The organism is Arthrobacter sp. ISL-95, assembly GCF_018613695.1.
Taxonomy (GTDB): Bacteria; Actinomycetota; Actinomycetes; order Actinomycetales; family Micrococcaceae; genus Arthrobacter.
Genome location: NZ_JAGGPR010000016.1, coordinates 19,302 through 46,257 on the forward strand (window position 1 = coordinate 19,302; position 26,956 = coordinate 46,257).

The following is a 26,956-nucleotide window of genomic DNA, read 5'->3' on the forward strand; positions in this document are numbered from 1 at the left end:
CTACTCAGAAACCAAGCGGGAATGCCGTCTGCGACCAGAGGATGTAACCGTTGATCCCGCCGAGGATGGCCGCGACCGGTCCAGTCCACAGCAGTATCACTCCTCCGCCGGATGCGAGCCGTGAAGATTGGCTCAGCTTGCCGGCCAAAAGCATCGCGGCTCCGATGATCGCCACGATGGCGATGACGATGAAGGCACCGACGAGGATGCCCCCGCCGATCTGCTTCAACGACTCAAGAAATGGGAAATTCGCGTTTGGTGTGATCCCAGGATCCACCGCTGCCAGAAACATCTGGTGCTCCATCCAGTCGTCTTCCAATGGAATGAGCTGATTGGGCTCACGACTTCATGTGGGTGGATGAGGCGAACGACATGATTGCCTGCTTAGTCAGCGTCGAATGGTCACCCTAGTTGAACTGCCGACATTGTCGGACGGACGCCAGAACCACCGCCCTTGGAGAGGTGAAACGCGATCTAGCCTCGGACCGTCAGATTCCAAATGCCTCAACGGGCAGTCAGTTCCGTAGTGCGCGTCCCGAAAACGGCGAAATAAATCGCCAGTCCCGGTCAGACCCGAGGATCTTCTAGTACGGAATCACCAGGACTCATCGCGTCCAGGGATGTACCTGTCGGAGTCATGTCCTATTTGTCCCGGCAACTCGCCGGGCGCCGTTAGAGCCGAGTCTTGCTTCAGCCGAATTTCTACAGGTCAGGAGACCAAAAACCGGAATCCGCCGCTGCAGAAATCTTCTGAGTCCGCCGCAGCAGCAAGTATCACCGGTTTCCAATGATTCAGGCCGAAGCGCTGTTCGATGCTGCGCGCTTCCCGATTCAAGTACTTTTTCACCGTGCTCGCACCGCCGTCGTCGAAGTAATCGATGATGGCACCATGCTTCTCTACCAGCAGCTCAGTTGCTTCCTCCGAGTAGAAAGTCGCTAGTTGGAACCGGTCAAACTGCGATGAAAGAATTCGATAAGTTGACTTAGACATTCCCGGGGCGCGGACCACTTGAAACGAAGGAAGAACCGCGTTCTCAATAGACAAGTCGGCGACGAGAAATCGCTCCGTCTTCGGAAGTACGTCCAGATAAGCGTGGATGAACGCCGGGAAACCTTCGTCAGTCCTGTAGTGCTCGTCCTTCTGTTTGTTGCAGTCACCGCACACGGGTATCAAATTGACCGTGTACGCTGCAAACTCCGGGAAAATCTGCTTGGGAAGATAGTGATCCAGCTCGCTCGTATCTCGTAGTCCGCAGAGACAGCAGATACGGCTGCGGGCCAGAATCTGGGCGCCATCTTCGCTCAACGCCCCAGACCTCAATATGCCGTAGTTCGAGCGCAGCTTCTCTGCCGTGTCGTCGACTTTGATTACGGTCGACAGGTTGACGACCATACCTGCCCTATACGTTGAGTAAGCCGACAGAACTGTCCCCCGGGCCTCGACGAGTACTTCTGCAAATCGGCGTTGACGGCGCGCCAAGAGGCGATCATAGAGGTCTTCTTCGTCGGTCGCGGGTGGCGATAATGTTCGCATATTAGCGCGAAGCCGCTTGCGTACGGAGGGCCAGTGCCCGTGCTTGACTGCTGAGCCCTAAGGGGAAGAGTGCCTCCAACGCATCAAGCTTCATGTCCGCGGCCATAGCGCGAATCACTGCTCGATAGTCGGAAACGGTGTTGTCGAGTCCAAAAGCCTCGTGGGTAAGTTCTCCAAGTCCAGCACCAAAGGTCTCCACCTGAGGGTCAACCGTACGAACAGTAGTACCGAATCTCTCGACGACCCGCACGTCCTTCGCCGGGACTTCCTGTAGCACTACGGGACTGTGGGTCGCGATGATCGCAAAAGAGTCGAAGCCCTCCAGAAGTCTCTGGGTTGCACGCAGGAGGGCCGCCAGGAGTGAAGGATGCAGATGCGTCTCCGGTTCATCGATCAGAATCAGCGAGCGGTTACGAAGGTGTGCCGCGAGTTGGACGACGATATTGATCACGATCTTCTGCCCAGCACTCAACTTCCCTAGCTTCTCCGCTGGCAAGTGACCGTCTTCAAACCACACTGACAGGTTCAGGCCGGCTCTTCCGAACGATGGATCCCTGTCAAGATCAGCTAGCGCCTCCTTGAACGCAGCAGTCTCACGGCTGCAAGCCGTCCAGAACGCGCTTGTAAGCTCGACATCAAGCTCTGCAATCGACTTCAACTGAGAACTGGCCTTGCCGTCTTCGAGTCGGCGGAGCCCGCAGTAGGTATACCCAAAGTAAGTGGTCGATGAGGACTCCTCATCATCCGTGAAGCCTTTGTACTCGCGCCCAGTCGTAGGGGGGAGCTCAAAGGTGTCAAACGCACTGTAGGATACCGCAACCACAGTGCTGAACGTCGAACTACCGCTGGCCGTTCGATGCGTGATGTCCTCCCCAACTCTGCTTATCTCCCTCGCCACGTCTGCTAGCAGCCGAGTCTTCCCCACACCGTTATAGCCGATCAGCACCTTACAACGACCCGGCAGCGGGCCTGAGTCGTCGTAGTCGAAGCGAATCTCCCCATCGTGGTCATCGCTGTGGTGAGCAAACGACACCACTCCGTTGGGTGCTGAGGAACCTTCGACCACTGAGCGTCCATTCGCCAGCGTGTGCTCAGCTTGCCCGAACCTGAGTAGTGATACCTGCCAGCCCTCTTCAGACGAAAATGCCGACGCTATCTCGCTATTCGTGGCCGCGTCACGGATTGATTGGAGAAACTCCGCGCGTTCGGTCTCCGCAAGCGAGGCCAGTTTCTCGTAGTACTCAACATCCTGGCCAAGAGAACAGTAAGTACTGTCCAAGGCGTCCAAAAGCGCCCCGCTGAGCGGTGTAAAACCGCTGGTCTGCCCAGCTTTCAGAATCTTAACGGGCCCAAGTTCAATAAGCTCACCTCCGGCCGTGAGTAACTCTGCCTGGAAAAGCGTTTTGAACCCGAAGTCATCCCAATTATCTTTTCGCAGGATGACTAGGCTCTCATCGCGAAGGCTCTCGGGCCTTGCGAAACCTTCTACTACGCGAAATTTCATCTCTGTCCTCCCAACGTGACGTTACCAAGAAGCAGCAGGACTAGAGAAAAGAATCGGTCATATGAACCAAGTCTTCAAAGATGCGGCTCGTTGGCACGCAACCCGTTTGGCTGCTCGATCTCTGAGCCATTTCTCTGCTGATTTTGAGACGCCGCCTACGCTAGTCTTGGCCGCCGTTACGTCTGGAGCGCTGCAGCCCGCCATGCTACCCCCCCTAGCACGGGCTCTTGGACAGGGTCTCGAGCGCTATGAAGGTCTGCCTGAATTAAGCTGGGGCTTCGACACTTCCCGCTCGGCCCGCATCCTTCAACGGTTGCCCCTCAACTCGTTGAAGCGCGCTAGATGCGGTGTCGGCTTGTGAGGCGGTTACTGGGGCGTCGATCTTCTCAACGGCCCCTATGATCTCGAGAATCGACTGAAACCTGCGGGTTGGCTCCGGATCCACACATTTAGCGACAATGCCGGCCACTTGAGACTTCCCACCGACATGTTTTTGTCCTGTGAAAATGAATTGAAGGATGAACCCCACCGAGTAGATGTCGTTGACCGCCGCGAAGTCTTTAAATCGGTTAAGCGCAGGGTCGAGCTTTGTTCCTTTTAGTTCAGTCTCGGTCCGGGTGAATTCGGATCCTTTACGCTTGGCCAAACCAAAATCGGAGAGTTTTACAAGTACGGCGGTTCGGTGTATATCCGGACAAGGACATTATTTACACTAAGATCCCGATGAAGGTGGCCTCTAGAGTGGATGTAGTTCAGACCATAAAGGAACTGCAGAGCGATCCGCTTGCGGGATGCGAGGCTCAGACTGGTCTTGTTGTTCCGGCGTGTAACGTATTGCTCCAGCGTGGAGTCACAGTACTCCATCAAGTAGGAGCCATCAGCCTCGTTATATTTATAGACCTCGAGAATGTATGGGAATTTCAGCTCCTTCATCAGATCGAACTCTTGTCGGAACCGGGCCCGTTCGCGATTGTCGACTCCAGGTTTCAGCTTCTTACGTGCCAGCGTGATGCCATAAGCCGGGTCTACAAACTTGTGAACCGTGGCGAACGCCCCTGCCCCAACCATCTTCAGCTCGACTTTGGCGCCCCCAGACACAGCTAGTGCCGTCTCTTTACGCCAGAGCATCGGCGCGTAAGGATCCACCTCCACCGGTATGAATCCCGGAGGAACTGGACTGCCGTGAGACGATTGAAGCCAAGTGGCTGCAGTCCTTAGAGTCTCCGCGTACTCTGGCCGGACTACCAGATCCTGGCCGACCATGCGCAGGGCACGTAGCAACTCGTTGACTTCCTGTATGAGGCTCAATAGCTCCCGGGAATCATCGGCGTTATAGTGCCCTTCTTGCCCATTAGGCGCCTTCATGTTGAGGAACTTCAAACAGGCGTCGAGTCGCTCGTGGATCGAAGCGAAAGCCCTTGGAGCTAGGTCCTCACGGCGATACACAAGTAGATAAGACTGGTCTATATGTGCGGAGTCGTACCTACGCAGAAATAATGCCAATCGTTCCTCTTCGGGCGTTTTCACACCTAAAGACTAGGGTAGGAAGTACAGCAGCCCTGGGGTTCGACGGAGTTTGTCCTTCGAGTTTTCCGCCTTTGTCCATCCGTAGCGAGCGAGCCCAACCGAAAAGGCTTCATTTGCTTGGTGTTTCTCGTACGGGGGACTTGGGATGGGCGCCGGAAAGCTCGACTTGATGGAATGTAGCCAGTCAGAACGGCTCGCGGTCTTAGAAAAGCGTGTTCGACGTGACGCGAAGCGTTTGTGCTCAAGTCAAACGGGGACATCTCAAGGCAACAGGTTGAAGTAGACGGTCCCCGGATTCCAGTCGATTGGATGCAACAACGTACCAACGGACGGGTTGAGGGCGCTGTACATCATCCCGTCGCCCGCGTAGATCCCCACATGCCCCCAGTTGTAAGGACCTTGGGGGTTTTGAACAACAAGGTCCCCGATCTGGGGAGTGTCGGTCATACGCCCAACGCGCCATTGCTCCACGCGTGGCAGTTCAATTCCAACCTGCCGATATATCCACTGCACAAATCCAGAGCAATCCCATGCCTTAAACGCAGTCCCGCCCCAGACGTAAGCACCGCCCACGCCCGCCTGCGTGAATCGCAATAGGTCCTGTCGAATTTGAGGCAAGCCTTCTGCAGAGACCGGCTCTGGCCGGCGGGTCTCCCCCGCACCGCAAGTCGGAGCCGTGGTGACACCCTGGAGCAGATCAACGATGGCTGACGCCTGTGGTTCCCATCGAGCATAAAGCTCGGGAAACGCCGAGACTTGGACTGCTTGGGCTGCCTGCCCTTTGCTCATGGCAGACCAGCCTGGCACATCCAACAGACCTCGAGGACTACCGTGATTCGGTCCAGACGGCCCTCCATAAAATGCCCGTGCGTTGTAAGAAAGATCCATCAGCTCTGCAACGGTTCCCCATCCGGCCGCTGGCCGCTGCTGCGCCGAACCCACTGAATCGTGGTCACTCCCCACCCCGTCGTGTGGAAACTGAAATGACGCAGGGACATTCGCGTTGGCGAGCATCCGGAGAGTCGACTCCTGGAGAGACATCATTATGGCGATCACCATCGCCTCCCGCGGAACGCCAAGTTGCTTCCCTACGGAAATGTACCCCTGTGCCACAGCAATCTGCCCTACTAAGAGTCCAACCGCTTGACCGTCCGGCCGAGATCCACTGTTCTCGAGAACGCTTTGTGTGACAGCGCCGTTGCTAGCCACACACGCGACACGTGATTCCGGCTTGTCCCCTGCAAGGGCTATAGCGACGGCACTGACGACAACACCCAGAGAAAGAACGAGGACGAGAACGACGGCGATTGCAGCCCGCACGAGCGCTCGGCGCCTGACTAGGGCCATCGCCAAAGCCGCATGCGGCATCAGTAGACGATCCGGCTAGTCGAGGCATAGAAGCCGACCATTTGGCATCGATCAGGTGGGGCGGTAGCTGCCGGCGGGCAATTGGCCATCACGCTGACCGGCGCTGTGTATGAATTGCTGCTACTGACTGTTTGGTCAATGACCTTGAGTCGAACCGTGCAGACATGAAGCCCCACCCACGGGGCCGGGCGTTCGCGAACTTTTACGAGTTCGTTGTCGCATGCCATGGATTCGAACGTTGCTACCCTGTAGGCACCTTGGCCTGCAAGCGAAGCGAAAGACCCCGCGTTTACGCCCGTTGCCTCAAACTCCTGGACTAGCACGGCCAACGGATTTGATCCGTCAGGGAGGACGAACCACCAACCCCGTATTCGAGCGTACACATCCGAATAGGAGGAATTCCGGGTGTCCCAGCTATAGACAGCTACGGCGGCCGCAGATGCAAGCGCCCGATAGTCGGCCGTAGCAGGCGGAACGGACGCGGGCTCCGTAGAGCGCGGAGCTGACTTCTTTGGCTTTGGCGAAGCCGTCGGGGAAGTGTTTGGAAGTGCCTTCTGTGTTGAAGACTCAGCCGATGGGACACCCGTCCCATCCGTAGACGGTGACTCCCGCGGTCCGACCACAACGAGAATGAGGGCGCCTAGGATGGCCGCCAGTGCTAAACCAAACACCCACCGATGAGTTAGTCGCCCGCGCCAAAGGGATTTCACCATGTTTGCCTCCTCGCCTCTTCATGGCTCAGCTCGCCAAGCAACATGACTCAAACAGCCGAAGTCGTGGAACTGCGAATCACTCTCCACGCCGTTTGGTACAGGCGACGGGCCGTGCCGATTTGAACTGCCACATATCGATCAGTCACTTTGAACTCCTCGGCAACAGCGGCGATGGCAACCTGCCGTTCGATGCCGTGATGTTCGGGCAGAACGATTGCTTCGGCCACCCCCCGCAACAGCGGACTCGGCAGACAAGCAACGGCGCGCCGGCATAGACCGGCCATGTCGTGCACAGCTTCAGGATTAACATCCAACGCTTGGCTTATAGTCTTTGCAGTCAGCCGAACCGCGGTGACTGCGTTCCAGCGGCGGCGGTCTTGCGGCGACGGAGGGGCGTATCGTCGCGGCTCGGTCAGGCTGCCCACAGCGAGGCGCCATACCGGAGCCGACACAGCGGCCCGAGTCAGCCCCAGAACCATTTGCGCCCATTCTTGATCGATGATCTCCTCGGCTTCCCGGTAATCACGGGACACGACCAGCACTGTTAGCTGCTGGAGAATACCCGGGCTCTCACCGTTGCCCGGATCCAAAAGCAGCGGCAGCGTCTTGTGGCCGAGTTCCCTGCGGACGTGCGCTGCGCAAACATTCCCGGTTACGCCTTGCACCCAGGCCTCGAACGGAACCCCAGGGATCTGCCGGTAGTTTCCGCGTGCCACCCCGTCCCAGACTGCCATCCTGATGTCCTGCATGACATCGTCCACATCGCACGAGCGGCCGATCCGAGCCAAGTGCGAGATGACGTATCGACGCACGCCTTCGACCGCTCCCATTATTTGGTCGACGGAAACTTGCAGGGTCGGTGCCACCGGATTCAGCAGCGAAAAGTCCACCGGGGATGAATTTGAGTTCTCTACTTCAGCGTTGCCCGCCAGGTGTTCCAGGCTCATGGCTCTCACCGCTTTGACTAACGGATTCGAATATCTTCAGCGTCACCAGACGGGGCGACACGACGTGGCAGAAGCGATCCTGACCACAACACAAGCTTCTTTAAATTATTGTCAAAGATAATTAAAATATCGTCAAGACCCAAGTTCTTACTTTTCGCATGTTGTTCAGTAAGAATGAAGCCATGCCACGGATCACGCAGCCTCACGACGACGCCTGGTCGCCTGACGTTGAAGACGCCGTGGCGACGTTCGGGAACCGCTCACGGAACGAAATTCTGAGGTTTCTGACGGCAAATGGTCCTGCGTCCAGAGGGGACATCGTCGCAGCCGTCAGCGCTGGCGAGCCCAGCGTAGCCAAACACCTCATCGCACTTGAACAGGTCGGCGCCATTGAGGTCGATGTGGAGGCTGGGCGGCGTCACGGCCGCTCCCCCCGCTACGCGGCCAATCCTGCCCGCATCAAGGAGTTGCTGGACGCCCATCTCCGGTATGTCTTGGAGGAGTAGCCGCGGCACGCTCCCCATTCGGGTGCAAGTCGATGTCTTTGTTCAGATACTCGGAGATTGCGCGAAGCGTCTCCGGCGAGACGTCCCCGAGCGTCCTAGCAGCGAATGACTTCACCCGGGCTGCCCTCAGAGACTTTACAAACTCCAGCTGCGAGTCGATGCGTTCGGGAACGTCGCCTTCGACGCCGTTCAGCAAATAGGAGGGATCGACGTCGAACATCTCGCAGATAGCGGAAAGCAGCTGCGGATCGCTCACCAGGCGGCCTGTTCCATCCTTCATGTAGAACCATCTGGCTCTGGAGATCTTGACGCCTCGATCCCGGAGGCCGGCTTCAATCTCCCTAAAGGTGACCGGTGATCCCCTCTCGGCCACAACGACGTCGAGCAGCAGATTTAGCCGGCGGGCAAGGGTCGCTTGTGGTGACAACTCGCCGTTGCGGCTGGCGTCTTTTGCCGGCATACTCCACTGCCTCGTTCCGATAGAAATACTGCTGCGTTGCCATCAGTATTCCGCGAGCGCAGTGACTAAACAATCAACCCCACCTTGAATCTAGTCCGCTGCCTCCATGAGGCGTATCATGATGCTGTAGACCCGTCTACAGCTAGCAGCCTCCACAATCGTGAGCCTTGGTTTGAATGTCGACATCCATCTTGATGAACCGAACACGGAGCCAGATCCTTCGCTTCCTCATCAGAAGTGGGCCATCGTCCCCTAGCGTTTTGGCTTCCGGACTTCAGGCCTCTCGAGCAACGGTTCGGCGTCATCTCCTCGTCCTTGAGTCGGCTGGTTACGTTCAGGCTTTGGCTGACGAACGTTACTCCGCTCACGCCTCACTCGTCGAGTGTCAGCTCATTGACCTAGCGGCCGAGTACTCAGTGCAAGTGCCTCCTACGACTGCGCTCCCCCGTGTTCAGGACTAGAGCCAGCCAGCGGGACCGTGGAACCACTCCTCAACCGATCGCTCCCACTTTTCGGAGTCGATATTCCACTCCAGAGAGTGGCCCACAGATTTAAACTCCACCAATTTGACTAGGTCGGGCCTCAGACTGGCAGCTTTCTTGGATGCTTCGACGGGCGTTGTGTCGTCCTTCTCTCCATGGAGCACGAGGACCGGATTGTCCAGTTCAGTTGCTCGCGCCAGCCAATCCAGGGAATCGAGACGTATGGGTTCAGCAAGGCCCGTCACCCACCGGAGGGCCTTGGATCGAAGAATGGTGAAGCCCAGGCGCACAAGTGGCCGAGGAAGTCCGGCCGCCTTGGCGTTCGCTGCCAGGGTCGTTCGCCAGTCGAAGACTGGCGCGTCGAGAACCATTCCGGCTACTCGCGAGGAATTCGGCGACAGGGCCGCCGCTTGAAGGGCGATGGAAGCGCCCAGTGACCACCCAAAAAGGACAAGGCGTTCAGCGCCGTTGGAAATGGCGTAGTTGATGCCGGCCTCGACGTCGCGCCACTCGCCTTGGCCAAGGCTGTAGCGGCCATCGTACGACGGCGGCGCGTCGCCGTCGTTGCGGAACGAGACAACCAGCGACGTCAGTCCCAGACGCCTCGCGACCGGTATGCCGCGAAGCGTGCCGGCTCTTTTGCCGCCCATGCCGTGGATGTGGATGGCCCATCCGCCGGATGGGTTGACACCGGCGACTGGATCGAATTTCCAAGCCGGGGCGACACCATTCTCAACGGGAATCAGAACGTCTTGGTACGGCAGGCCGAGTTGGTCCGGTTCCGAGTAAACGTACCCACTCCAGATACCTGCCTCGGCATGTTCGAGGTTGCCAGAGTCCACTCGCTCAACCGTCCGGGTTACTGTCCTTCGGCCGGGGTTGGACTCGACGACCGGTCCTAGGCATGCATGGCCGGTCCCCTGCTCATACCAAAAGCTATATCGTCCCGTCGCTCTAGTTTGTTCAGTAGCGGGAAGTTCGATCTGCAAAGATCCGTCCCTGTCAGTGTGCACGGCCCTTACGACCAAATCCTCACGACGGCTATATTTCGGCACAACAACTTGACGAGCGAAGTACGCTGCGCCGGCGACGCCTGCAAGCAAAGCCACGGAGGCAGCAAGACCTCCAACCTCCAAGGCCCTACGACTGGTTGCTGTCGGCATCGCCCACCCCCTGGGCCCTCTTGCGTTCGTCGATCACTTGGCGGAGCTTCACCAGGGTTTCCGGAGAGATCCCCTGCAACTGACGAGCGGCGAAGCTCCGCACACGTGACTCACGCAGGGTACGAAGAAGTTCCAGCTGAGCTTCTACAAGCTTTGGTATCTCGCCGGCATCGTACAAGAGGTAATCACGGTCCACTCCAAAGAACTCTGCAAGGTTACGAAGCAGCATGGGATCGGTTGCCAGCGAGCTATCTCCGCTTCGCATGTAGGCCCAGCGGGAGCGGGAAAGTGGTGTGCCACGCTGAGTCATGTGCCGATTGATCTCGGGGTATGTCAATGCCTCCGACCCCTCGGCCTCATAGAGGTCAAGGAGAAGGTTAAGCTTTCGCGCCAATCTCGTTTGAGGGGTTTCGGTGGGACTGGCATCATCCGTCATAGCGCCCGCTCCCCATTCCGTCTACGAACTGGAACTTGGCGCACGAAGGGCCCCGCCAGGTAGTTCTCCGCGGCGTTCAAGACATTGAGGTCGTGGATGTCCAAGGAGCTGCCTAGACCGGGCTCGACTAACAGCGCGTCCTGTACTTCAACAAGCATCCGATGGAGTCTTTTGGCCCGGTCCTGTTGCGTGACCATCTCGGTGCCTCGCAAGAGCCGAACGTCTTGCCGTTTCTTGGTCGTCTTTTCCCATATTTTCGTGAGATCGCTAGCGAGCTCCTCTTCGGTCGCGGATTGCTTACGGCCGAGAACTCGATGCGCCACGGGCGGGATGGCCAGACCAACGCACAAGAAGACCATGGCTGCAACGAATGCCGCATCATAAACAGGCGAGACAGAACGCATGGCATTCAAGCGGCCTTGTAGGTGCAGAACGTCCATCACCAGCACCAGGATTACAAGGAAAACGGCAAAGGCACAGCCAACCCCGATGAGAGTGAACGATGCGCGGAAGTACGGCCTCAACATGTCGCCGCGGAACCGTAAACATGTAATGCCGGTAACACTTACCACGAAGCCGATGTACAGGAACTGGACGGATGAATAGAGGGCGGCAGGCCACTGATTGCCGTAATCCAACATGAAGCGAGTGGAACTGCCCTGAGTGACGATGGCACTGAAGCTGGCTGCAAGGCCCGCAATCACGGCGGCCAGGAGGAGTATGCCAGCCCTGTGTCGTTTCTCGACCGTCTCGTCTGGCGTCGCCGCACGAATGATTGCTCGCGCGAGGAAGTAGATCCCAACGACCATACAGACGTTGGCCAATAGGTCAACGAAGTTGCGACCACCAAGTGCGGAGTCCAAGCCCACATAGATCTGATCGATGTTCAGCGTCAGTGCGACTGAAATCGTCATGGCTGCCGTCAGCACGCTGTGGTCGCGGCGTCGCCATAGTCCAGGCAGGAGGCAAATGACGAGTAGCCAGATCAAAGCTGCGGCCACAATCTGGATCATTCGAAAACCCTCTCGAACGATCTTGGCTCCCTGTCGCTGTTCCTGATTGCAGCTGCGAAGAGATCCGCAAGCGATTCCGCGGCTGCTTCCAGATCATCAGTGAAACTGCTCCGGGCAAGGACGCGTGAGACAAGCCCCACGGGAAGGTTCGGGAAGAGGACATCTATATAGTCCGCCGGTACGACAAGTTCGTCGTGCCTCAGGACCATGTGTCCCAACTCGTGAAGGACGAACTGTTGCCGGTGCAGCCCAGAAGGACTAATGGCATGCAGGATGATTTCAACTTCGTCCGTGGAAAGCCAGAGGCCACAGATAGAGCCACCGTTCAGAGCTCCGGCCGCTTCGATTTGTATGGGACGATGCCTGACACCCTCGACCACCTTCACCAGACGCTCCAGGCTCAGATGAGTCGGAAGCTCCAAGGAGTCGAAGGCACTAGCAGCGCGTTCCGCCGGAGATTGTCCTGAGGGATATGAGTCGTTGTTCATGGCATCCCCAGTGATGGGTTCCCTTGGTTCGTTGTGCTTCTATGCGGACGGAGCTAGCACCGCACTCGAACCCTCAAATCAATTGAACGCCAAAGCTCTGGACATGTCCAGAGCGTGAGGCGCGTCCTGTCCTGTCGATGTCCTCGCGGGCTCTGCGTCATGCGCTTGACCATAGAAATCGGCATGGAGAGTTAGATGGCTACCATTTGAGCGGATTTTTCATGGACCTTGAATTCTTCGAACCCTCCGAGGCCGCGGCCCTTATGCGGTGTAGTGAAGGCTGGCTCCGCGACGGCGCCGCTTCAGGTCGCTTTCCGCATGCCTGCTGGGGTAAAGGAAAAATCGTTTTCACGTCGGCGCATATTGCTGAGATAGCCAGGCTAAGCGAAGTGCTTCCATCGCCCCGCGGAGCATCCGTTACTCAGAACCCCAAGGCTGTCAGTACTCGCCTAATCGGCACCCGGGCTCGGGCAAAGCTCAAAACTGGAGGATAGGGTCGGCTGGTTGGACCAAACAGAAATCCTCCCTTCACAAACAGCCACACGGGTCGACCGCGCGTCGTGTAGCTTCCACAACCACAGTCCAGCAATATCAGAGGATGAAATTCTACGGTCGAGAAGCTGAGCTGAGGCAACTATCAGTGAGCCAACGACGCTGCATTGTCGTTCACGGCGACTCCGGGATCGGCAAATCGACCCTCTTACGACATGTCGCGATGAACGCCGCTGGCCGCCAGGTTCCAATCAACGTCGCTAACCTTCAGAGGGCTCCGGGGGCTATCCACCATGCGCTCATCGCCCAACTGGCTTCGGTCCTCGAGGTTCACGTTCAGAGCCGACCCGCAATAGACGACACACTTCAACTCCTCAAGGCTGCTGCCCTGCGTCTCGGGGCCGTGGGCGGCAAAGAACTAGCTCGCGTTGTCGCCGAAGAACTCCTCAACCTGCTGAAGGCCAAATTGGGTCCCGATTTTGGGGAACCCATAGGAAAGGTCATAACCGAGATACTTCGGTCAGAAGATGAGAGCCTCCGCGGCAAGCTTGAAAACGCATCTGAGATCGGAACTGCCGAGGTTGTTTTGGCCTTCGCAGAGGAGGTGACGAACATTACCCAGACAGACATGAGGTTGGTTCTTGACCGAGCGGAACGACTGACGGATGCAGACCGGAGTATCCTCTTGGACTTGATCGAATTATTGCCGCAGAAAGTTCAGGTAATCGTTGGTCTAAGTACAAGCAAACAGTCAGATGTCCAGTTTCTGTCAGACATGATCCTCAGCGGTGCGGAGGCAGTGGCAGTAGAGGCGCTTCCTGTTCAAGTTATCCAAGAGTGGCTCAACGAAGCCGGGCTAACTCGACCATCCGTAGATATTCTCCGCAGAGTCACCGCCGGCTACCCATTTTTCCTCGAACAAGCGATCTCACTCGTAAGTGCAGGTCAGAATGTCGAGGACCTGAGCCCGGGGGCCGCTTTTCAAGAACTCATGCGACTGTCGTGGAACACTCTAAGCCCCCTGGCAAAAACTGTGGGCCGAAAGCTTGCTTTGTTTCGGGACTGTCCGCCTGACAGTTTCATTGTCAAGCTTCTTGATATGGATCAACTGGCGTGGTCCGCAGTACGAGACGAGTTGGAGCTCACCCACATCTTCATCCGCGACGCCGCTGAATCATCATGGTTTCATGACCGACGGCGGGACATGATCTGGAAGACACTGATGGTGACCAGTGACCGGGCAGAGGCCGCCTCGACTGCGCTGAACCGCCTAAGCAGCTGGCTCGAATCAGAACGTGATATTCCATCGTGGGCGATCGCCAGCATGCCTGACCTGTTGGCACAACCAAGTCTCCTTCAGAACTTGCCTCAGTCGTTCGTCAAGGTGACAGAACTGTCCACAGCAGGGCTGGCAGTGCTGTTGGGACTCCTGGAGCTGACCGAAAGATCAGAAAACCCAGAGTCAGCCTTCGTCGAGACCGCAACACTGCTCACATACGTTTCGCGTTTAGCCGAAATGGAGAGTGACCCCGTGGGCGCCTTGGAAGAGTTGCAGACCGCAAAGTTTGTTTACACACATTCCGAAGGCAGCCAGTCAATTACCACGACTACGCTTCCAGATGTCCTCACCTACATCGCGATATTGGGACGAATGACCACAGATTTCGGTCGGTGGCCGGTTCCTCGCTTGGCATCTCAGCTTTTCAACCAGTACTTTTCACCTTTGCTCAAGGGCTTCACTTTGGCTAACTTTGGTCTCGGCAGTCCAGCGCTTGCGACCGTTGCCGGGGAGACGCAGAAGGCGGCTGAACACAAGGCCTCTCTGCACGACACACTGTCCATGCCTTCCCTTGCCCTGACAGCGGACTTAGAAGGTAGAACATTCTACTTGGGCGCTATCTTTAGTGCGGAAGAGGATCGAAATGATGCAATTGCTAGGCTTTCCGAGGCGGCGCAAGCGCTGGGTAGAGCAAACATCACTCTGAATCACGTTTTATCGGTTCCTACCAGAAGACTGCGCTCTCAACGTTTCAAAAGACTCCTCCGTCTGGGTAAAGTCGACACTCTTCCCGCCGAATCATACAACGCACTCACTGATATCGAACGGGCTGGAGTCCGACTGAGCGTCACAGAACTAGCACGTGGGATGATGAACGATCAGGAGCGAGGTGGATCCGGCCTAGAACGCTCCAGGGGCATCCTCATTGATGTCGAGAGCTCCTCAAGCTACCTCGAGGTCCATTTGATTGGGGACTCACCGCGTGCGGCCGAGATCAACATCAGGCAGGCTAAACTGACTCCCTTTAAGGATCCGCTCTTCATGTTCAAACTTAGAGGGGCAGGCTTCGTACAGGCGTCTGAACAAGTCGAGTCATTCCATGAAAGCCTTGGGTCACCCGCGAACCGTCAGAACCGAAATCCCGTCGAAGAGACCGTGGACGACATAACGAAACGTCTGGAGAAGTTCAATAGGCTCCTTTCGCCCGTACTGATCTCCTTCGACGAGATTGAGGATAGAGTTCGCGAATCACGCCAGGAAGTCATAGAAGACCTGAAGAGCCTGGCCATCGCCGGATATTGTTCAGTTGAACATGTGAGTTCTGTTGAAAACGAAGAGCTTCGAATTTTGATTTCGCCTGCCGACGCTCCGTGGAACGGTGGTTATCACGGAATACTCTTACGAAGACCCGGCAATGGTGATGCAATCACCGTGAACGTGCTTACTCAGTCTGAAGCCAAAGTTTTTAATGAGCTAGAAGAAACGGAGTCTCCGAGGTTGGAAGGATGGAGACAGGCGACGTATGCATTCGCGGATGATCTCGTTGCTGAGCTTTTAGGATACAAGTACGGTGATGTTCACATCCTAGTTCAGCACAAAGACAACTAGAGGCAAACACCCGGCCCTGACGATCCGCTGCTGGTATCGTCGACGTCCAAAGGGCCACATGGAGCAAGTGAAGCGTAGGGCTTTGCGTGACTCCTTTGACCGACCCCGGAAGCTACCGGGGCGGTTGTCGAACAAACCGGGACTTAGTTGCACACCGGCTTCACCTCATGAACGCTGATACCGAACGCTCCGTGGCATCCGCCCCGGCCTGCAAGGCTTCCGGCATGAGGTGCCCATAGACGCCCTCAGTGGTCCGGGTTGACGCGTGCCCAAGCCGCCGCGAGATCGTAAAGATCGGTACCCCGTCCTGGATCAGCCAGGACGCGTGAGTGTGCCGCAAATCGTGTATACGAGGTTTCTTGCGCAGCCCCTGCAGCTGGGCAGCTTTCACCGCGGGAACCCAGTAATGATCCCAGTACAACTTGTGATAAATCCGGCCGCCCGTGGGCGACGTGAAAAGCAGTTCACTGCTTTGCCGGCCGGCCACCAAAGGAATCAGCAGATCAACAAGCGCGGGATTCAACCCGATGGTCCTCTTGCCAGCGCCGGTCTTCGTCGGCCCGATGTAGAACTGGTTCTGCCCATCCCGCTTCCACGCCTTATTTATCCGGGCCGTTGCCGGCTTTCCCAGCAGGTCAATGTCCGCAACAGTCAATGCCGTCGCTTCCCCGAACCGTGTTCCTGTCATCACCAGGAAGTTCGTGAAATCACGGTACCGCTCCCCCATGCCCTCCATGATCAAGCCGAACTCGGCGTGGGTGAGGAACATCATTTCGTCCTCGGCCTTCTCCACACTCGGCAGCTGCACGCCGCGGCAAGGATTGCGCGAGATGTACCCCAGCATCTCCGCCGTGCTCATCGACGCGGAGATCAGGCCATGCACGTTCTTAATGGTCTTGGGTGAGCGGCCTTTGGCCAGCATCGACTTCACCCAGTAGGCGATCATCCGATAATCAAGCTTGTCGACAGGCACATGACCAATCACCAGCTTCACATGGAGATCCAGCATGGTCTGGTATGTCTTCACCGTGCCGCTCGACGGTCGGATCAGCAGATCGATGTGCTCCTGGATGACATAAGCGACAGTCGGAATCTTCGCCCTGTTGTCCAGCAATGCCTGCTGTGCAATTTCGAAGGATTGGCCGTTCGCATCGAGCAACCGCTTGAGCGTTTCAGCCTCATGCGCGGAGTCGACAGTAATGCCCTGCTGCTTCCGGAACTTGGGGTCGCGCCAGACCACCATGAAGGACGAAGAGCCGTCCTTTTTGACGCGTTTCCGGATACTAGCCACATAAAAATGTTAGTTCCGTGTCAACAGATTTGGGGGTTTTGTCAACAGTCAGGGGCCATATAGGCCCCTGACCTGCGACAATACAGTGCCCGAGGTGGGACTCGAACCCACACACCTTTCGATACTGCATTTTGAGTGCAGCGCGTCTGCCAATTCCGCCACTCGGGCGCGGATTACCGGGATGTTAATTCTCGCTGACTGCTCTCATTTCTGTGAGCAACGCGATCCTTTCCCAGCACGCGAAACTACTCTACATGCAGATAGGCTAATTCAAAGAACCGGGCGCGCGAGTGCAACAAAATCTTGCTCCGCATCGGTCCACACTAAGATGGACATGAACCCGCCGAACCTTTTCAAGGAGATCCCGTGACCGAACAGACGGAGTCCACGTCCAACAGCCAGCCGGCCCGACGCGTTGTCGTAGCCGAGGATGAGACTCTCATCCGCCTGGACATTATCGAGATTTTGAAGGGCGAGGGGTACGACGTCGTCGGCGAGGCAGATAACGGCGAGAAGGCCGTGCAGCTGGCCGAGGAACTGAAGCCTGACCTTGTCCTCATGGATGTGAAAATGCCAGTCATGGACGGTATTTCGGCGGCTGAGAAGATCGTCAAGGCACGCATTGCCCCTGTTGTCCTGCTGACTGCTTTCAGCCAGAAGGAATTGGTGGAGCGGGCACGCGACGCCGGTGCCATGGCGTACGTCGTCAAGCCGTTCTCCCCCGCGGATTTGATCCCGGCTATTGAGATCGCCCTCTCCCGCCATGAGGAGATCAAGGCGCTCGAGAACGAGGTTTCCGACCTCCAGGAGCAGTTCGCCACACGCAAGCTTGTGGAGCGCGCCAAGAGCCTCCTGACCACCAAGATGGGCCTGACGGAGCCGGAAGCTTTCCGCTGGATCCAGAAGACCTCCATGGACCGTCGCCTCAGCATGCGTGAGGTTGCCGAAACCATCATCAACCAGGTCAACTAACCTCAAGCACCGCACGACGGCGGCCGCTCACCTCACGCGAGGTGGGCGGCCGCCGTCGTCCTCACCCAAAAGCAAAAAATGCGGGCCCCGCCAAAAGGCAGGGCCCGCATCACATAAAACCGAAGAACTAGCTCTTCGTCTTGGACTTCTTCTCCGGCCACGGGCCAACGGGTTCCTTGCGCGAACCGTCGTCGGTCTTTGAGGTGTCGGCGAGGTCGCCCACCTTGTGGACCTTCAGCGAGTTCGTGGAACCTGCCTGTCCTGGAGGGGAACCGGCAGCAATGACAACCAGGTCGCCTTCCTCCACGAGATCCATTTCCAGAAGGCTCTTGTCCACCTGTGCGGTCATTTCGTCGGTGTGGCCCACGGAGGGAACCAGAACCGGCTGGATGCCCCAGGTGAGTGCCAGCTGGTTCCAGACGTGCTCAACAGGCGTGAACGCGAAGACCGGCTTGACGGGGCGCAGGCGCGAGAGGCGTCGTGCCGAGTCGCCGGACTGGGTGAAAGTACAGATGTACTTAGCGTCCAGCTGGTCAGCAATTTCGACGGCGGCACGGGTGATGGCGCCACCGCGGGTCTTGGGCTTGGTGCCCAGCGGGGGTACGCGCTCAAGACCGTGTACTTCGGTGGATTCGATGATCCGGGCCATGACCTTGACGGTCTCGATGGGGTACTGGCCCACAGAGGTTTCGCCGGAGAGCATCACTGCGTCGGCGCCGTCGAGGACTGCGTTGGCGCAGTCGGAAGCCTCGGCGCGGGTCGGACGCGGGTTGTCGATCATGGATTCCAGGACCTGGGTGGCCACGATGACCGGCTTGGCCCAGCGGCGTGCCAATTCAATGGCGCGCTTCTGAACGATCGGCACCTCTTCGAGCGGCAGTTCAACACCGAGGTCGCCACGGGCAACCATGATGGCATCGAAGGCGTCGATGATTTCGTGGAGCTGCTCCACTGCCTGCGGCTTTTCGATCTTGGCGATCACCGGTACTCGGCGGCCTTCTTCATCCATGATCTCGTGGACGCGCTTGATGTCTGAGGCATCACGCACGAACGAGAGGGCGATGAGGTCAGCGCCACGCTTGAGGGCCCAACGGAGATCGTCCTCGTCCTTTTCGCTCAAGGCGGGGACGTTGACGGCAACACCGGGCAGGTTGATGCCCTTGTTGTTGGAGACCTTGCCGCCGACGGTCACGACCGTGACAACCTTGACGTCGTCTACTTCTACGGCACGCAGTGCCACTTTGCCGTCGTCAATGAGCAGGGCGTCGCCCACGTTGACGTCCTCGGTAAGGCTCTTGAGCGTGGTGGAGCAGATGTCCTTGGTGCCGGGAACGTCTTCGGTGGTGATAGTGAAGGTGTCGCCAACGGCCAACTCGTGGGGTCCGTCAACAAAACGGCCAAGACGGATCTTGGGTCCCTGGAGGTCGGCCATGATAGCCACAGGCTTACCCAGCTGGCCGGCAGCCTTGCGGACGTTTTCGTAGGTGATGTCATGCACGGAGTAGTCGCCGTGGCTCATGTTCATGCGAGCAACGTCGACGCCGGCCTCCAGCACCGCGAGGGTGTTCTCGAAGCTGGAGATAGCCGGGCCGAAAGTTGCCACAATTTTCGCGCGTCTCATATACCTACCCTAAGTAGTCATGCTGATTGAGTAAAAGAAGTGTTCCTGCCGGCGCTATAAGACCGCTATCGCCCGGTCGGTGGGGGCGACCGGTGCCGGGAGGATGGTGCTTCCCATCAGGAACCTGTCCACTGCAGCCGCGCAAGCACGGCCTTCCGCAATGGCCCACACAATCAGTGACTGGCCACGTCCGGCATCACCGGCAACAAACACTCCCTCGGTGTTCGTCATGTAGTAGCCGTCGCGGGCAACGTTGCCCCGACCGTCGAATTCTGCACTGACCTGCTCCGTGATACCTGCCGGCTCAGCACCGGTAAAGCCAAGGCTCAAGAACACAAGGTCAGCTGGAATGATTCGTTCTGTACCGGCCTTGGGCAGGCGTTTGCCGTCCACGAACTCGGTTTCAGCAACTTTTACGCCGGTGAGCTTGCCGTTTTCTCCAACGAACTCAACGGTTGATGCAAGGTAGGTACGCTCTCCGCCTTCTTCGTGGGCGCTGGCGACCTCGAAGAGAGTAGGGAACGTCGGCCACGGCTGGTGGGTGGCACGTTCTGCTGGCGGCTGCTTGCCGATCGCGAGCGTGGTCACCGATGCAGCCTGGTGGCGGTGCGCAGTACCGATGCAGTCAGCACCGGTATCGCCGCCACCGAGGATGACAACGTGCTTGCCGCGGGCATCAATGTGGTTTTCGGGGTTCTCCCCCGCCACCATACGGTTCGAAGGAACCAGGTAATCCATAGCGAAATGAACACCCTCGAGGTCACGGCCCGGGATGGGCAGGTCACGCGGAACGGTGGCACCGGTGGCGACTACAACGGCGTCGTAACGGCGGCGCAACTGCTCCCAGGTAACGTCCGTGCCAACAGCGACGCCGGTCCTGAAGCGGGTGCCTTCGGCCTTCATCTGCTCCAGGCGGCGGTCAACCTGTTCCTTCTCCATCTTGAAGTCGGGGATGCCGTAGCGAAGCAGGCCGCCGATCTTGTCGTCACGCTCGTATACGGCAACGGTGTGACCCACACGGGTCAGCTGCTGTGCCACAGCCAGGCCTGCGGGACCGGAACCGACCACAGCCACCGTCTTGCCGGTGAGGCGCGTCGGAGGCAGGGGCTGGACCCAGTCGTTGTCAAAGGCTTGGTCGATGATGGAGACCTCAACCTGCTTGATGGTCACGGCAGGCTGGTTGATGCCCAGCACGCAGGACGCTTCGCAGGGTGCAGGACACAGGCGGCCCGTGAACTCCGGGAAGTTGTTGGTAGCGTGAAGGCGCTCAATCGCTTCTTCACCCTTGTCACGCCACACGAGGTCGTTCCACTCGGGAATGAGGTTACCCAGCGGGCAGCCCTGGTGACAGAACGGAACACCGCAGTCCATGCAGCGGCCGGCCTGACTCTTCAGGACACCCTTTTCCTGGGCTTCGTAAACCTCTTTCCAGTCCATGATGCGGACAGGAACAGGACGGCGTGGCTGCGTTTCGCGCTGCCGGACTTTCAGAAATCCGCGTGGATCAGCCACCGGTTACCTCCAGGATTCGAGACCATACTTCTTCGCCGTCAGGGTCAAGACCCTCTTCGATGGCGTCGAGACGGGTTTGCAGGACTGCAGCGTAGTCGCGCGGCAGTACTTTGGTGATGCGGGCGGCGGTGTCGTCGAAGTTTTCGAGCAGACGGCCGGCCAGGACGGATTCGGTTTCTTCAAGGTGCTTGGTGAGCAGGCCGTGAACGATGTCGCGGTCCTCGGCGTCGAGTTCCAGGAGCTGGAGTTCGCCGGTATCGAGGGCCATCTTGTTGACGCGCTCAGGCTGCAGGTCCAGCACATAGGCGGTTCCACCTGACATGCCGGCACCGAAGTTGCGGCCGGTGCGGCCGATGATCAGCGTCTGGCCACCGGTCATGTACTCGCAACCGTGATCGCCAATACCTTCGACGACGGCGGTCGCACCGGAGTTACGCACCAAGAAGCGTTCACCAACCTGGCCACGCAGGAACATTTCACCACTGGTGGCACCATAACCAATGACGTTGCCGGCAATGACGTTCCGCTCTGCCTGGAACACGTTGGTGCGGTCCGGCCGGACGATGATGCGTCCGCCGGAGAGACCCTTGCCAACGTAGTCGTTGGAGTCACCGAACATGCGCAGCGTGATGCCGGCGGGCAGGAACGCGCCGAGGGACTGGCCTGCGGTGCCGTTGAGCGTGACGTCGATGGTGTCTGTCGCCAGGACATCGATGCCGAACGTCTTGGTCACCACGTGGCCGAGCATCGTACCCACGGAACGGTCCGTGTTGATGACGTTCAGGGTGATCTTGACCGGCATGCGGTCGCTGAGCGCTTCCTGCGCCATGGTGATCAGGCGCTGGTCAAAGTGCTTGTCCAACTCGTGGTTCTGCCCGGTCATGTTGCGCAGCGGAACGTCGTCGTCGAACTCCAGTCCGTGCAGGATGGGGTCCAGGTCCAGCCCTTCGGCCTTCCAGTGGTTGATCGCTTCGCGGGTATCCAGAACCTCGGCATGGCCGATTGCCTCTTCCAAGCTGCGGAAACCGAGCTCGGCAAGGATTTCGCGGACTTCTTCTGCGAGGAACTCGAAGAAGTTGACCACGAACTCGGGCTTGCCGTTGAACCGCGAACGCAGCTCGGGGTTCTGCGTGGCGACACCAACAGGACAGGTGTCCAGGTGGCAGACGCGCATCATGATGCAGCCGGAAACCACCAGAGGAGCAGTCGCGAAGCCGTATTCCTCGCCGCCTAGCAGGGCAGCGATGACTACGTCGCGGCCGGTCTTGAGCTGGCCGTCCACCTGAACCACTACGCGGTCACGGAGACCGTTGAGCATAAGGGTCTGCTGGGTCTCGGCGAGGCCAAGTTCCCACGGCACACCCGCGTGCTTGAGCGAGTTCAGCGGCGAGGCGCCGGTACCGCCGTCGTGACCTGAAACAAGCACGACGTCGGCCTTGGCCTTGGTGACGCCGGACGCCACCGTGCCGATCCCGACTTCCGAAACCAGCTTCACGTGGACGCGGGCCGAAGGGTTGGCGCGCTTGGCATCATAGATGAGCTGCGCGAGGTCTTCGATCGAGTAGATGTCGTGGTGCGGGGGCGGGGAAATGAGTCCGACGCCGGGGGTTGAGTGCCGCGTCCGGGCTACCCAGGGGTAGACCTTCTGCGCCATCAACTGACCGCCTTCGCCGGGCTTGGCGCCCTGCGCCATCTTGATCTGGATGTCATCGGCGTTGGTCAGGTACAGGCTGGTGACGCCGAAGCGGCCGGAAGCGATCTGCTTGATGGCAGAGCGGCGCTCCGGATCCAGCAGGCGGTCAACGTCCTCGCCGCCTTCACCGGTGTTGGACTTGGCGCCCAAACGATTCATGGCGATTGCCAGGGTCTCGTGGGCTTCCTTGGAAATGGAGCCGTAGCTCATGGCACCCGTGGAGAAACGCTTGACGATGCTGGAGACGGACTCCACTTCCTCGAGCGGAACGGCCGGACGGACTCCGTCCTTGAACTTGAGGAGACCGCGAAGGGTCATCAGGTTTTCGGACTGATCGTCAATGCCCTTGGTGTAGGACTTGAAGATGTCGTAACGGCGTTCGCGTGTGGCGTGCTGCAGGCGGAACACCGTCTCCGGGTTGAAGAGGTGCGGTTCGCCATCACGGCGCCATTGGTACTCGCCGCCGCCCAGCAGCGGCTGGTGCGGATGCTCGATGCCGCCTTCCGGGTACGCCATCTGGTGGCGTGCCGAAACTTCGGCTGCGATGACATCCAGGCCGACGCCGCCCAACTGGGAGTGGGTGCCGGAGAAGAATTCGTCCACGAGTTCCTGGGACAGGCCCAGTGCCTCGAAGGTCTGGGCGCCCGTGTAGGACGCCACCGTGGAGATGCCCATCTTGGACATGATCTTCAGGACACCCTTGCCGAGGCCCTTGATGAGGTTGTACACGCCGTCTTCGGCGGTGACGCCTGTGACGTCGCCGTTGGAGATCAGCTGTTCCACCGATTCCATGGCCAGGTACGGGTTGACGGCAGATGCACCGTAACCAATGAGTACTGCCACGTGGTGCGTCTCGCGGACGTCGCCGGCCTCAACCACCAGTGCGGTCTTGGTGCGGTTGGCACTGCGGAGCAGGTGGTGGTGGACTGCGCTGACCAGCAGGAGCGAAGGAATCGGAGCCCACTGAGCGTTCGAGTCACGGTCGGACAGCACCACGTACTGCACGCCTCGGTTGATGGCTCCGGAGACCTGCTCGCAGATCTCGGTCAGGCGTGCACGAAGTGCCGCTTCTCCGCCCTCGGGGCGGTAAAGGCCACGGACCTTCATGGCGATGCGATCGCCGTCAGGGGTTTCGATGTTCGCGATCTTGGCGAGCTGATCGTTGTTGATCACGGGGAACGGCAGGGAGATCTGCGGCTGGCGGACCTGCTTGCCGTCCAGGAGGTTGCCGTTGGGGCCGATGGCGCACGTCAGCGAGGTGACCAGCTCTTCGCGGATGGCATCCAGAGGGGGGTTGGTGACCTGGGCGAAGGACTGCACAAAGTAGTCGAACAACAGGCGCGGGCGTTTGGAGAGTACAGCCACCGGAGTGTCCGAACCCATGGCACCCAAAGGCTCAGCACCGGTGCGGGACATCGGTCCAAGCAGGATCTTCAGTTCTTCAGTGGTGTAGCCGAAGGTCCGCTGACGAATGTTCACTGATGCTGCGGTGTGCACCACGTGCTCGCGCTCGGGGAGTTCATTGATGTCGATCAGGTTGTCCTTGAGCCACTCGGCCCAGGGGTTGGCGGCAGCGACTTCGGCCTTGACCTCGGCGTCGTCGATGATGCGGCCGGCCTCGGTGTCCACCAGGAACATCTTGCCCGGCGCAACGCGGCCCTTTTTGACCACATTGGAAGGCTCAACCTCGATCACGCCAACCTCGGAGGCGAAGATGATGAGGCCGTCTTCGGTGATCCAGTAACGTCCCGGGCGCAGGCCATTGCGGTCCAGCGTTGCGCCAACAAGGTTGCCGTCCGTGAAGGAAACGGCTGCAGGACCATCCCACGGCTCCATGAGGAGGGAGTGGTATTCGTAGAACGCACGCCGGGCGGGATCCATGGTGGCGTGGTTCTCCCACGCTTCAGGGATCATCATCATGATGGAGTGCGTGATGGGGCGGCCGGACAGCCAGAGGAGCTCGGCTACTTCATCGAAGGAAGCCGAGTCCGAGGCACCAGGGGTGCAGATCGGGTACAGCTCTTCGGGTACTGAGCCCAGCAGCGGGCTGGCCAGCTGCGACTGACGGGCACGCATCCAGTTTCGGTTGCCCTTGACCGTGTTGATTTCACCATTGTGGGCGATGGTGCGGAACGGCTGCGCCAATGGCCAGGACGGGAACGTGTTGGTGGAGAAGCGTGAGTGGACGATTGCGAGCTTGGTCTTGAAGCGCTTGTCCGAGAGGTCCGGGTAGAACGGCTCCAGCTGAGCGGTGGTCAGCATGCCCTTGTACACGATGGTGCGCGAGGACAGCGACGGGAAGTACACGCCGAACTTGTTCTGGGCACGCTTGCGGATACGCCAGGCGCGGGAGTCCAGCTCGTTGCACTCAAGCTGCTCACCGGTGGCGGAGGCAAAGAACGGCTGCGAGAAGTACGGCATGCACGCCCGTGCCATGGCGCCTACGAGGTCTGCGACCACTGGAACCTCACGCCAGCCCAGAACCGTCAGGCCCTCGTCAGAAGCAAGTGCTTCAATGCCGGCCTTTGCCGTCTCTGCTTCGCGGGACTCAGCAGGAAGGAAGGCGGTGCCCACCACATACTGGCCAGGAGCAGGCAGTTCGAATTCGGTGATGGCCCGGAAGAACTCGTCGGGAACCTGCATGAGCAGGCCCGCACCGTCGCCGGTTCCTTCGTCGGCGCCCACGGCGCCGCGATGTTCGAGATTGCGGAGGGCGGTCAAGGCCGCTTCCACGATGTCGTATCCCGGTTCCCCGCGGAGCGTGGCAATAATAGCCAGGCCGCAGGCGTCCTTCTCCTTGTCAGGGTTGTAAAGACCCTGAGCCTCCGGGAGCGCGGCAAAGCGCTTGAACGGAGACATGGCACCCTGAGGTTCGATATTTTCGGACCAACCGGGGTTATGAAGATGGGTCATGGGAGACGTCCTTCCTCGAGATCGTGCGTATGGAAGGGACAACGTTGGCCCCACCTTGCCTGCCCTGTGACGGGCACAACAAAGCGCTAGTAATTGGAATTGTAGGCCAGCCGATCCAGCGCAACGAACAGTTACGCAGACCTCTGGCCCCGGCTTGACCAGTGAACATCGGTATGCTGCGATCCGGTTTCCGGGGTGCCACGACGCTGTGGACTGGGCCCTACGAGCGGTGACTCTGTTGCCCCTTTACCGAACGCGACTACTTGGTGTCGTCTGCCTTCGGCGTGGATCCGGGGGCCTTCCTTGCGGCAGTGGCAGCAGATACGGAACCCGTGCTGGACTTGGTGTCCTGACTCGCGTCCCCTGCTGATTCCTGCGGCTCGTCAACGTGGCCCGGATCGCTTTGGTTATCTGGGAGATTACCACGCGAACCAGTATCTGAGACAGATGCGTCCACATCATGACTGGTGACGCTGGTCACCGCTGCGGGCTCATTTTCGGCTCCTGTTTCCGGTTCCCGGCCCGGCAAATAGGGAGTGTCGGGTACCGGACGGCCCCGCCTGCCGAGGATGAAGAAGATCGCCAAGGCGGCAATAAAGACGAAGATGCTGGTCCACACATTAAGTCTGGTGGTGATCCCGAAGAGACTGATCTGCTCAGCGTCGTCAATACGCAGCGCTTCAATCCACACTCGGCCCAAGGTGTAGTAAACGGCGTACAGCCAGAAGAGCCGGCCCCAACGGAATTTGAACTTCTTATCCAGCAGCAGCAGGATGGCCACTCCAACGAGGTTCCACACCATCTCGTACAGGAACGTCGGGTGGAAGAGCGTGTCGGCAGCCATGTCCGGCGGGAAGTTGGCATTGGCGGGATCGATCTCCAGCCCCCACGGCAAAGTGGTGGGCGCGCCGAAAAGTTCCTGGTTGAACCAGTTTCCCAGGCGTCCAATGGCCTGGGCCAACAGGAGGCCGGGAGCAGCTGCGTCAAGGAACGCCGTCAACTTCACACCGGCCCGCCGGCAACCGATCCATGCGCCTACCGCGCCGAGGATTACGGCACCCCATATACCCAAGCCACCGCGCTGGATCTGCGGAATCAGCGAGAGGTCACCTGTGCCATCAAAACCAGGGCCGAAGTAGGCATCCGGGGAAGAGAACACGTGGTAAAGGCGGCCACCGATGATGCCGAACGGGATCGCCCAGATGGCGATGTCCCACAGGCTGCCTCCTGGCGCTCCACGGCGCTTCCAACGTGCCGAGGTCAGCCACAGGCCAACGATGATGCCCGCCAGGATGCAGAGAGCGTAGGCGTGGATGCGCAACGTCCCCCACGGCAGCGGAATGTCGAAACCGGACCACGATGGGCTCGGGATACTCAAGGGGACCATTGCCGCAGCGTGGAGGACGGTCTGCATTCGCTTCGCTGTTTCCTTTT

General features: G+C 58.8%; 21 protein-coding genes and 1 tRNA gene. 4 read left to right on the forward strand and 18 right to left on the reverse strand.

The annotated features are described in order from the left end of the window. Positions 1-4: 4 nt before the first annotated feature. From J7I86_RS18640 to J7I86_RS18670, 7 genes are all read right to left on the reverse strand, one after another. Positions 5-319 carry a hypothetical protein gene (locus tag J7I86_RS18640; protein ID WP_062096305.1) on the reverse strand — a complete coding sequence of 105 codons (315 nt, stop codon included), beginning with the start codon at positions 317-319 and terminating at the stop codon, positions 5-7. Positions 320-709: 390 nt separating this feature from the next. After that, entirely contained in the window at positions 710-1,393 is a 684-nt protein-coding gene (locus J7I86_RS18645; RefSeq protein WP_214822265.1) for an HNH endonuclease, read from the reverse strand. A 142-nt stretch (positions 1,394-1,535) separates the two neighbouring features. Then, positions 1,536-3,038, reverse strand: coding sequence for an ATP-dependent endonuclease (locus tag J7I86_RS18650; RefSeq protein ID WP_214822266.1), 1,503 nt, complete (start codon positions 3,036-3,038; stop codon positions 1,536-1,538). Positions 3,039-3,303: 265 nt separating this feature from the next. After that, complete coding sequence (locus J7I86_RS18655; protein ID WP_214822267.1) at positions 3,304-3,684, reverse strand: hypothetical protein; 381 nt, start codon at positions 3,682-3,684, stop codon at positions 3,304-3,306. A 17-nt stretch (positions 3,685-3,701) separates the two neighbouring features. After that, positions 3,702-4,565: a protein kinase family protein gene (locus J7I86_RS23175; protein ID WP_214822268.1), complete on the reverse strand. Its 864-nt coding sequence runs from the start codon at positions 4,563-4,565 to the stop codon at positions 3,702-3,704. Between the two features lie 261 nt (positions 4,566-4,826). After that, positions 4,827-5,933 (reverse strand): NlpC/P60 family protein, encoded by a 1,107-nt coding sequence (locus J7I86_RS23180; protein WP_309476764.1) that lies wholly within the window; start codon positions 5,931-5,933, stop codon positions 4,827-4,829. Between the two features lie 760 nt (positions 5,934-6,693). Beyond that, positions 6,694-7,593: a sigma factor gene (locus tag J7I86_RS18670; RefSeq protein WP_214822270.1), complete on the reverse strand. Its 900-nt coding sequence runs from the start codon at positions 7,591-7,593 to the stop codon at positions 6,694-6,696. 182 nt (positions 7,594-7,775) lie between these two features. On the opposite strand from J7I86_RS18670, the gene J7I86_RS18675 reads away from it, so the two are divergent. Beyond that, positions 7,776-8,099: a helix-turn-helix transcriptional regulator gene (locus tag J7I86_RS18675; RefSeq protein ID WP_214822271.1), complete on the forward strand. Its 324-nt coding sequence runs from the start codon at positions 7,776-7,778 to the stop codon at positions 8,097-8,099. Here the strand turns inward: J7I86_RS18675 and J7I86_RS18680 are convergent. Continuing rightward, positions 8,053-8,559 (reverse strand): hypothetical protein, encoded by a 507-nt coding sequence (locus J7I86_RS18680; protein ID WP_214822272.1) that lies wholly within the window; start codon positions 8,557-8,559, stop codon positions 8,053-8,055. The two genes, J7I86_RS18675 and J7I86_RS18680, sit on opposite strands and share 47 nt — an antisense overlap. A gap of 194 nt (positions 8,560-8,753) precedes the next feature. On the opposite strand from J7I86_RS18680, the gene J7I86_RS23340 reads away from it, so the two are divergent. After that, positions 8,754-9,020 (forward strand): ArsR family transcriptional regulator, encoded by a 267-nt coding sequence (locus J7I86_RS23340; RefSeq protein WP_396019922.1) that lies wholly within the window; start codon positions 8,754-8,756, stop codon positions 9,018-9,020. On the opposite strand, the gene J7I86_RS18690 is transcribed toward J7I86_RS23340, so the two are convergent. The 4 genes from J7I86_RS18690 to J7I86_RS18705 form a co-directional block, all read right to left on the reverse strand. Beyond that, positions 9,017-9,883 (reverse strand): alpha/beta hydrolase, encoded by an 867-nt coding sequence (locus J7I86_RS18690; RefSeq protein ID WP_214822275.1) that lies wholly within the window; start codon positions 9,881-9,883, stop codon positions 9,017-9,019. The genes J7I86_RS23340 and J7I86_RS18690 overlap by 4 nt on opposite strands. Before the next feature lie 298 nt (positions 9,884-10,181). Next, positions 10,182-10,514, reverse strand: coding sequence for a hypothetical protein (locus J7I86_RS18695; RefSeq protein ID WP_286180019.1), 333 nt, complete (start codon positions 10,512-10,514; stop codon positions 10,182-10,184). 122 nt (positions 10,515-10,636) lie between these two features. After that, entirely contained in the window at positions 10,637-11,653 is a 1,017-nt protein-coding gene (locus J7I86_RS18700) for a hypothetical protein (protein ID WP_214822277.1), read from the reverse strand. Beyond that, positions 11,650-12,141, reverse strand: coding sequence for a hypothetical protein (locus tag J7I86_RS18705; RefSeq protein WP_214822278.1), 492 nt, complete (start codon positions 12,139-12,141; stop codon positions 11,650-11,652). The genes J7I86_RS18700 and J7I86_RS18705 overlap by 4 nt, the downstream gene beginning before the upstream one ends. A 598-nt stretch (positions 12,142-12,739) precedes the next feature. On the opposite strand from J7I86_RS18705, the gene J7I86_RS18710 reads away from it, so the two are divergent. Then, positions 12,740-15,520, forward strand: a complete 2,781-nt coding sequence (locus tag J7I86_RS18710; protein ID WP_214822279.1) for an ATP-binding protein — start codon at positions 12,740-12,742, stop codon at positions 15,518-15,520. Positions 15,521-15,680: 160 nt separating this feature from the next. Here J7I86_RS18710 and J7I86_RS18715 read toward each other — a convergent pair whose 3' ends face one another. Both J7I86_RS18715 and J7I86_RS18720 read right to left on the reverse strand, forming a co-directional pair. After that, positions 15,681-16,763, reverse strand: coding sequence for a site-specific integrase (locus J7I86_RS18715; protein ID WP_286180041.1), 1,083 nt, complete (start codon positions 16,761-16,763; stop codon positions 15,681-15,683). 134 nt (positions 16,764-16,897) lie between these two features. Continuing rightward, positions 16,898-16,979, reverse strand: a tRNA-Leu gene (locus J7I86_RS18720). Positions 16,980-17,177: 198 nt separating this feature from the next. Between J7I86_RS18720 and J7I86_RS18725 the strand changes: the two genes are divergently transcribed. Then, a complete protein-coding gene (locus J7I86_RS18725) occupies positions 17,178-17,783 on the forward strand; it encodes an ANTAR domain-containing response regulator (RefSeq protein WP_214822282.1) in 606 nt (201 codons plus the stop codon). A 127-nt stretch (positions 17,784-17,910) separates the two neighbouring features. Here the strand turns inward: J7I86_RS18725 and pyk are convergent, their stop codons facing one another. From pyk to lgt, 4 genes are all read right to left on the reverse strand, one after another. Continuing rightward, on the reverse strand, positions 17,911-19,404 hold the full coding sequence (gene pyk / locus J7I86_RS18730; RefSeq protein ID WP_214822284.1) for a pyruvate kinase: 1,494 nt from the start codon (positions 19,402-19,404) through the stop codon (positions 17,911-17,913). Positions 19,405-19,458: 54 nt separating this feature from the next. Further along, the gene (locus J7I86_RS18735; protein WP_024820589.1) at positions 19,459-20,916 is read right to left on the reverse strand and encodes a glutamate synthase subunit beta; all 1,458 of its coding nucleotides are present in this window, start codon (positions 20,914-20,916) and stop codon (positions 19,459-19,461) included. After that, a complete protein-coding gene (gene gltB, locus J7I86_RS18740; RefSeq protein WP_214822287.1) occupies positions 20,909-25,522 on the reverse strand; it encodes a glutamate synthase large subunit in 4,614 nt (1,537 codons plus the stop codon). The genes J7I86_RS18735 and gltB overlap by 8 nt, the downstream gene beginning before the upstream one ends. Before the next feature lie 259 nt (positions 25,523-25,781). Beyond that, a complete protein-coding gene (lgt, locus tag J7I86_RS18745) occupies positions 25,782-26,936 on the reverse strand; it encodes a prolipoprotein diacylglyceryl transferase (protein WP_214822289.1) in 1,155 nt (384 codons plus the stop codon). Positions 26,937-26,956 lie beyond the last annotated feature (20 nt).

Bases quoted from the DNA above. Each gene is read 5' to 3' on its own strand.
- J7I86_RS18650 (WP_214822266.1), bottom strand. From the start codon at position 3,038: ATGAAATTTCGCGTAGTAGAAGGTTTCGCAAGGCCCGAGAGCCTTCGC.
- lgt (WP_214822289.1), bottom strand. From the start codon at position 26,936: ATGCAGACCGTCCTCCACGCTGCGGCAATGGTCCCCTTGAGTATCCCG.
- J7I86_RS18670 (WP_214822270.1), bottom strand. From the start codon at position 7,593: ATGAGCCTGGAACACCTGGCGGGCAACGCTGAAGTAGAGAACTCAAAT.
- J7I86_RS18645 (WP_214822265.1), bottom strand. From the start codon at position 1,393: ATGGTCGTCAACCTGTCGACCGTAATCAAAGTCGACGACACGGCAGAG.
- pyk (WP_214822284.1), bottom strand. From the start codon at position 19,404: ATGAGACGCGCGAAAATTGTGGCAACTTTCGGCCCGGCTATCTCCAGC.
- J7I86_RS18715 (WP_286180041.1), bottom strand. From the start codon at position 16,763: ATGGTGGTCTGGCGCGACCCCAAGTTCCGGAAGCAGCAGGGCATTACT.
- J7I86_RS18695 (WP_286180019.1), bottom strand. From the start codon at position 10,514: ATGACTCAGCGTGGCACACCACTTTCCCGCTCCCGCTGGGCCTACATG.
- J7I86_RS18705 (WP_214822278.1), bottom strand. From the start codon at position 12,141: ATGAACAACGACTCATATCCCTCAGGACAATCTCCGGCGGAACGCGCT.
- J7I86_RS18675 (WP_214822271.1), top strand. From the start codon at position 7,776: ATGCCACGGATCACGCAGCCTCACGACGACGCCTGGTCGCCTGACGTT.
- J7I86_RS23180 (WP_309476764.1), bottom strand. From the start codon at position 5,933: ATGCCGCATGCGGCTTTGGCGATGGCCCTAGTCAGGCGCCGAGCGCTC.
- J7I86_RS18710 (WP_214822279.1), top strand. From the start codon at position 12,740: ATGAAATTCTACGGTCGAGAAGCTGAGCTGAGGCAACTATCAGTGAGC.
- J7I86_RS18680 (WP_214822272.1), bottom strand. From the start codon at position 8,559: ATGCCGGCAAAAGACGCCAGCCGCAACGGCGAGTTGTCACCACAAGCG.
- J7I86_RS23340 (WP_396019922.1), top strand. From the start codon at position 8,754: ATGAACCGAACACGGAGCCAGATCCTTCGCTTCCTCATCAGAAGTGGG.
- J7I86_RS18700 (WP_214822277.1), bottom strand. From the start codon at position 11,653: ATGATCCAGATTGTGGCCGCAGCTTTGATCTGGCTACTCGTCATTTGC.
- gltB (WP_214822287.1), bottom strand. From the start codon at position 25,522: ATGACCCATCTTCATAACCCCGGTTGGTCCGAAAATATCGAACCTCAG.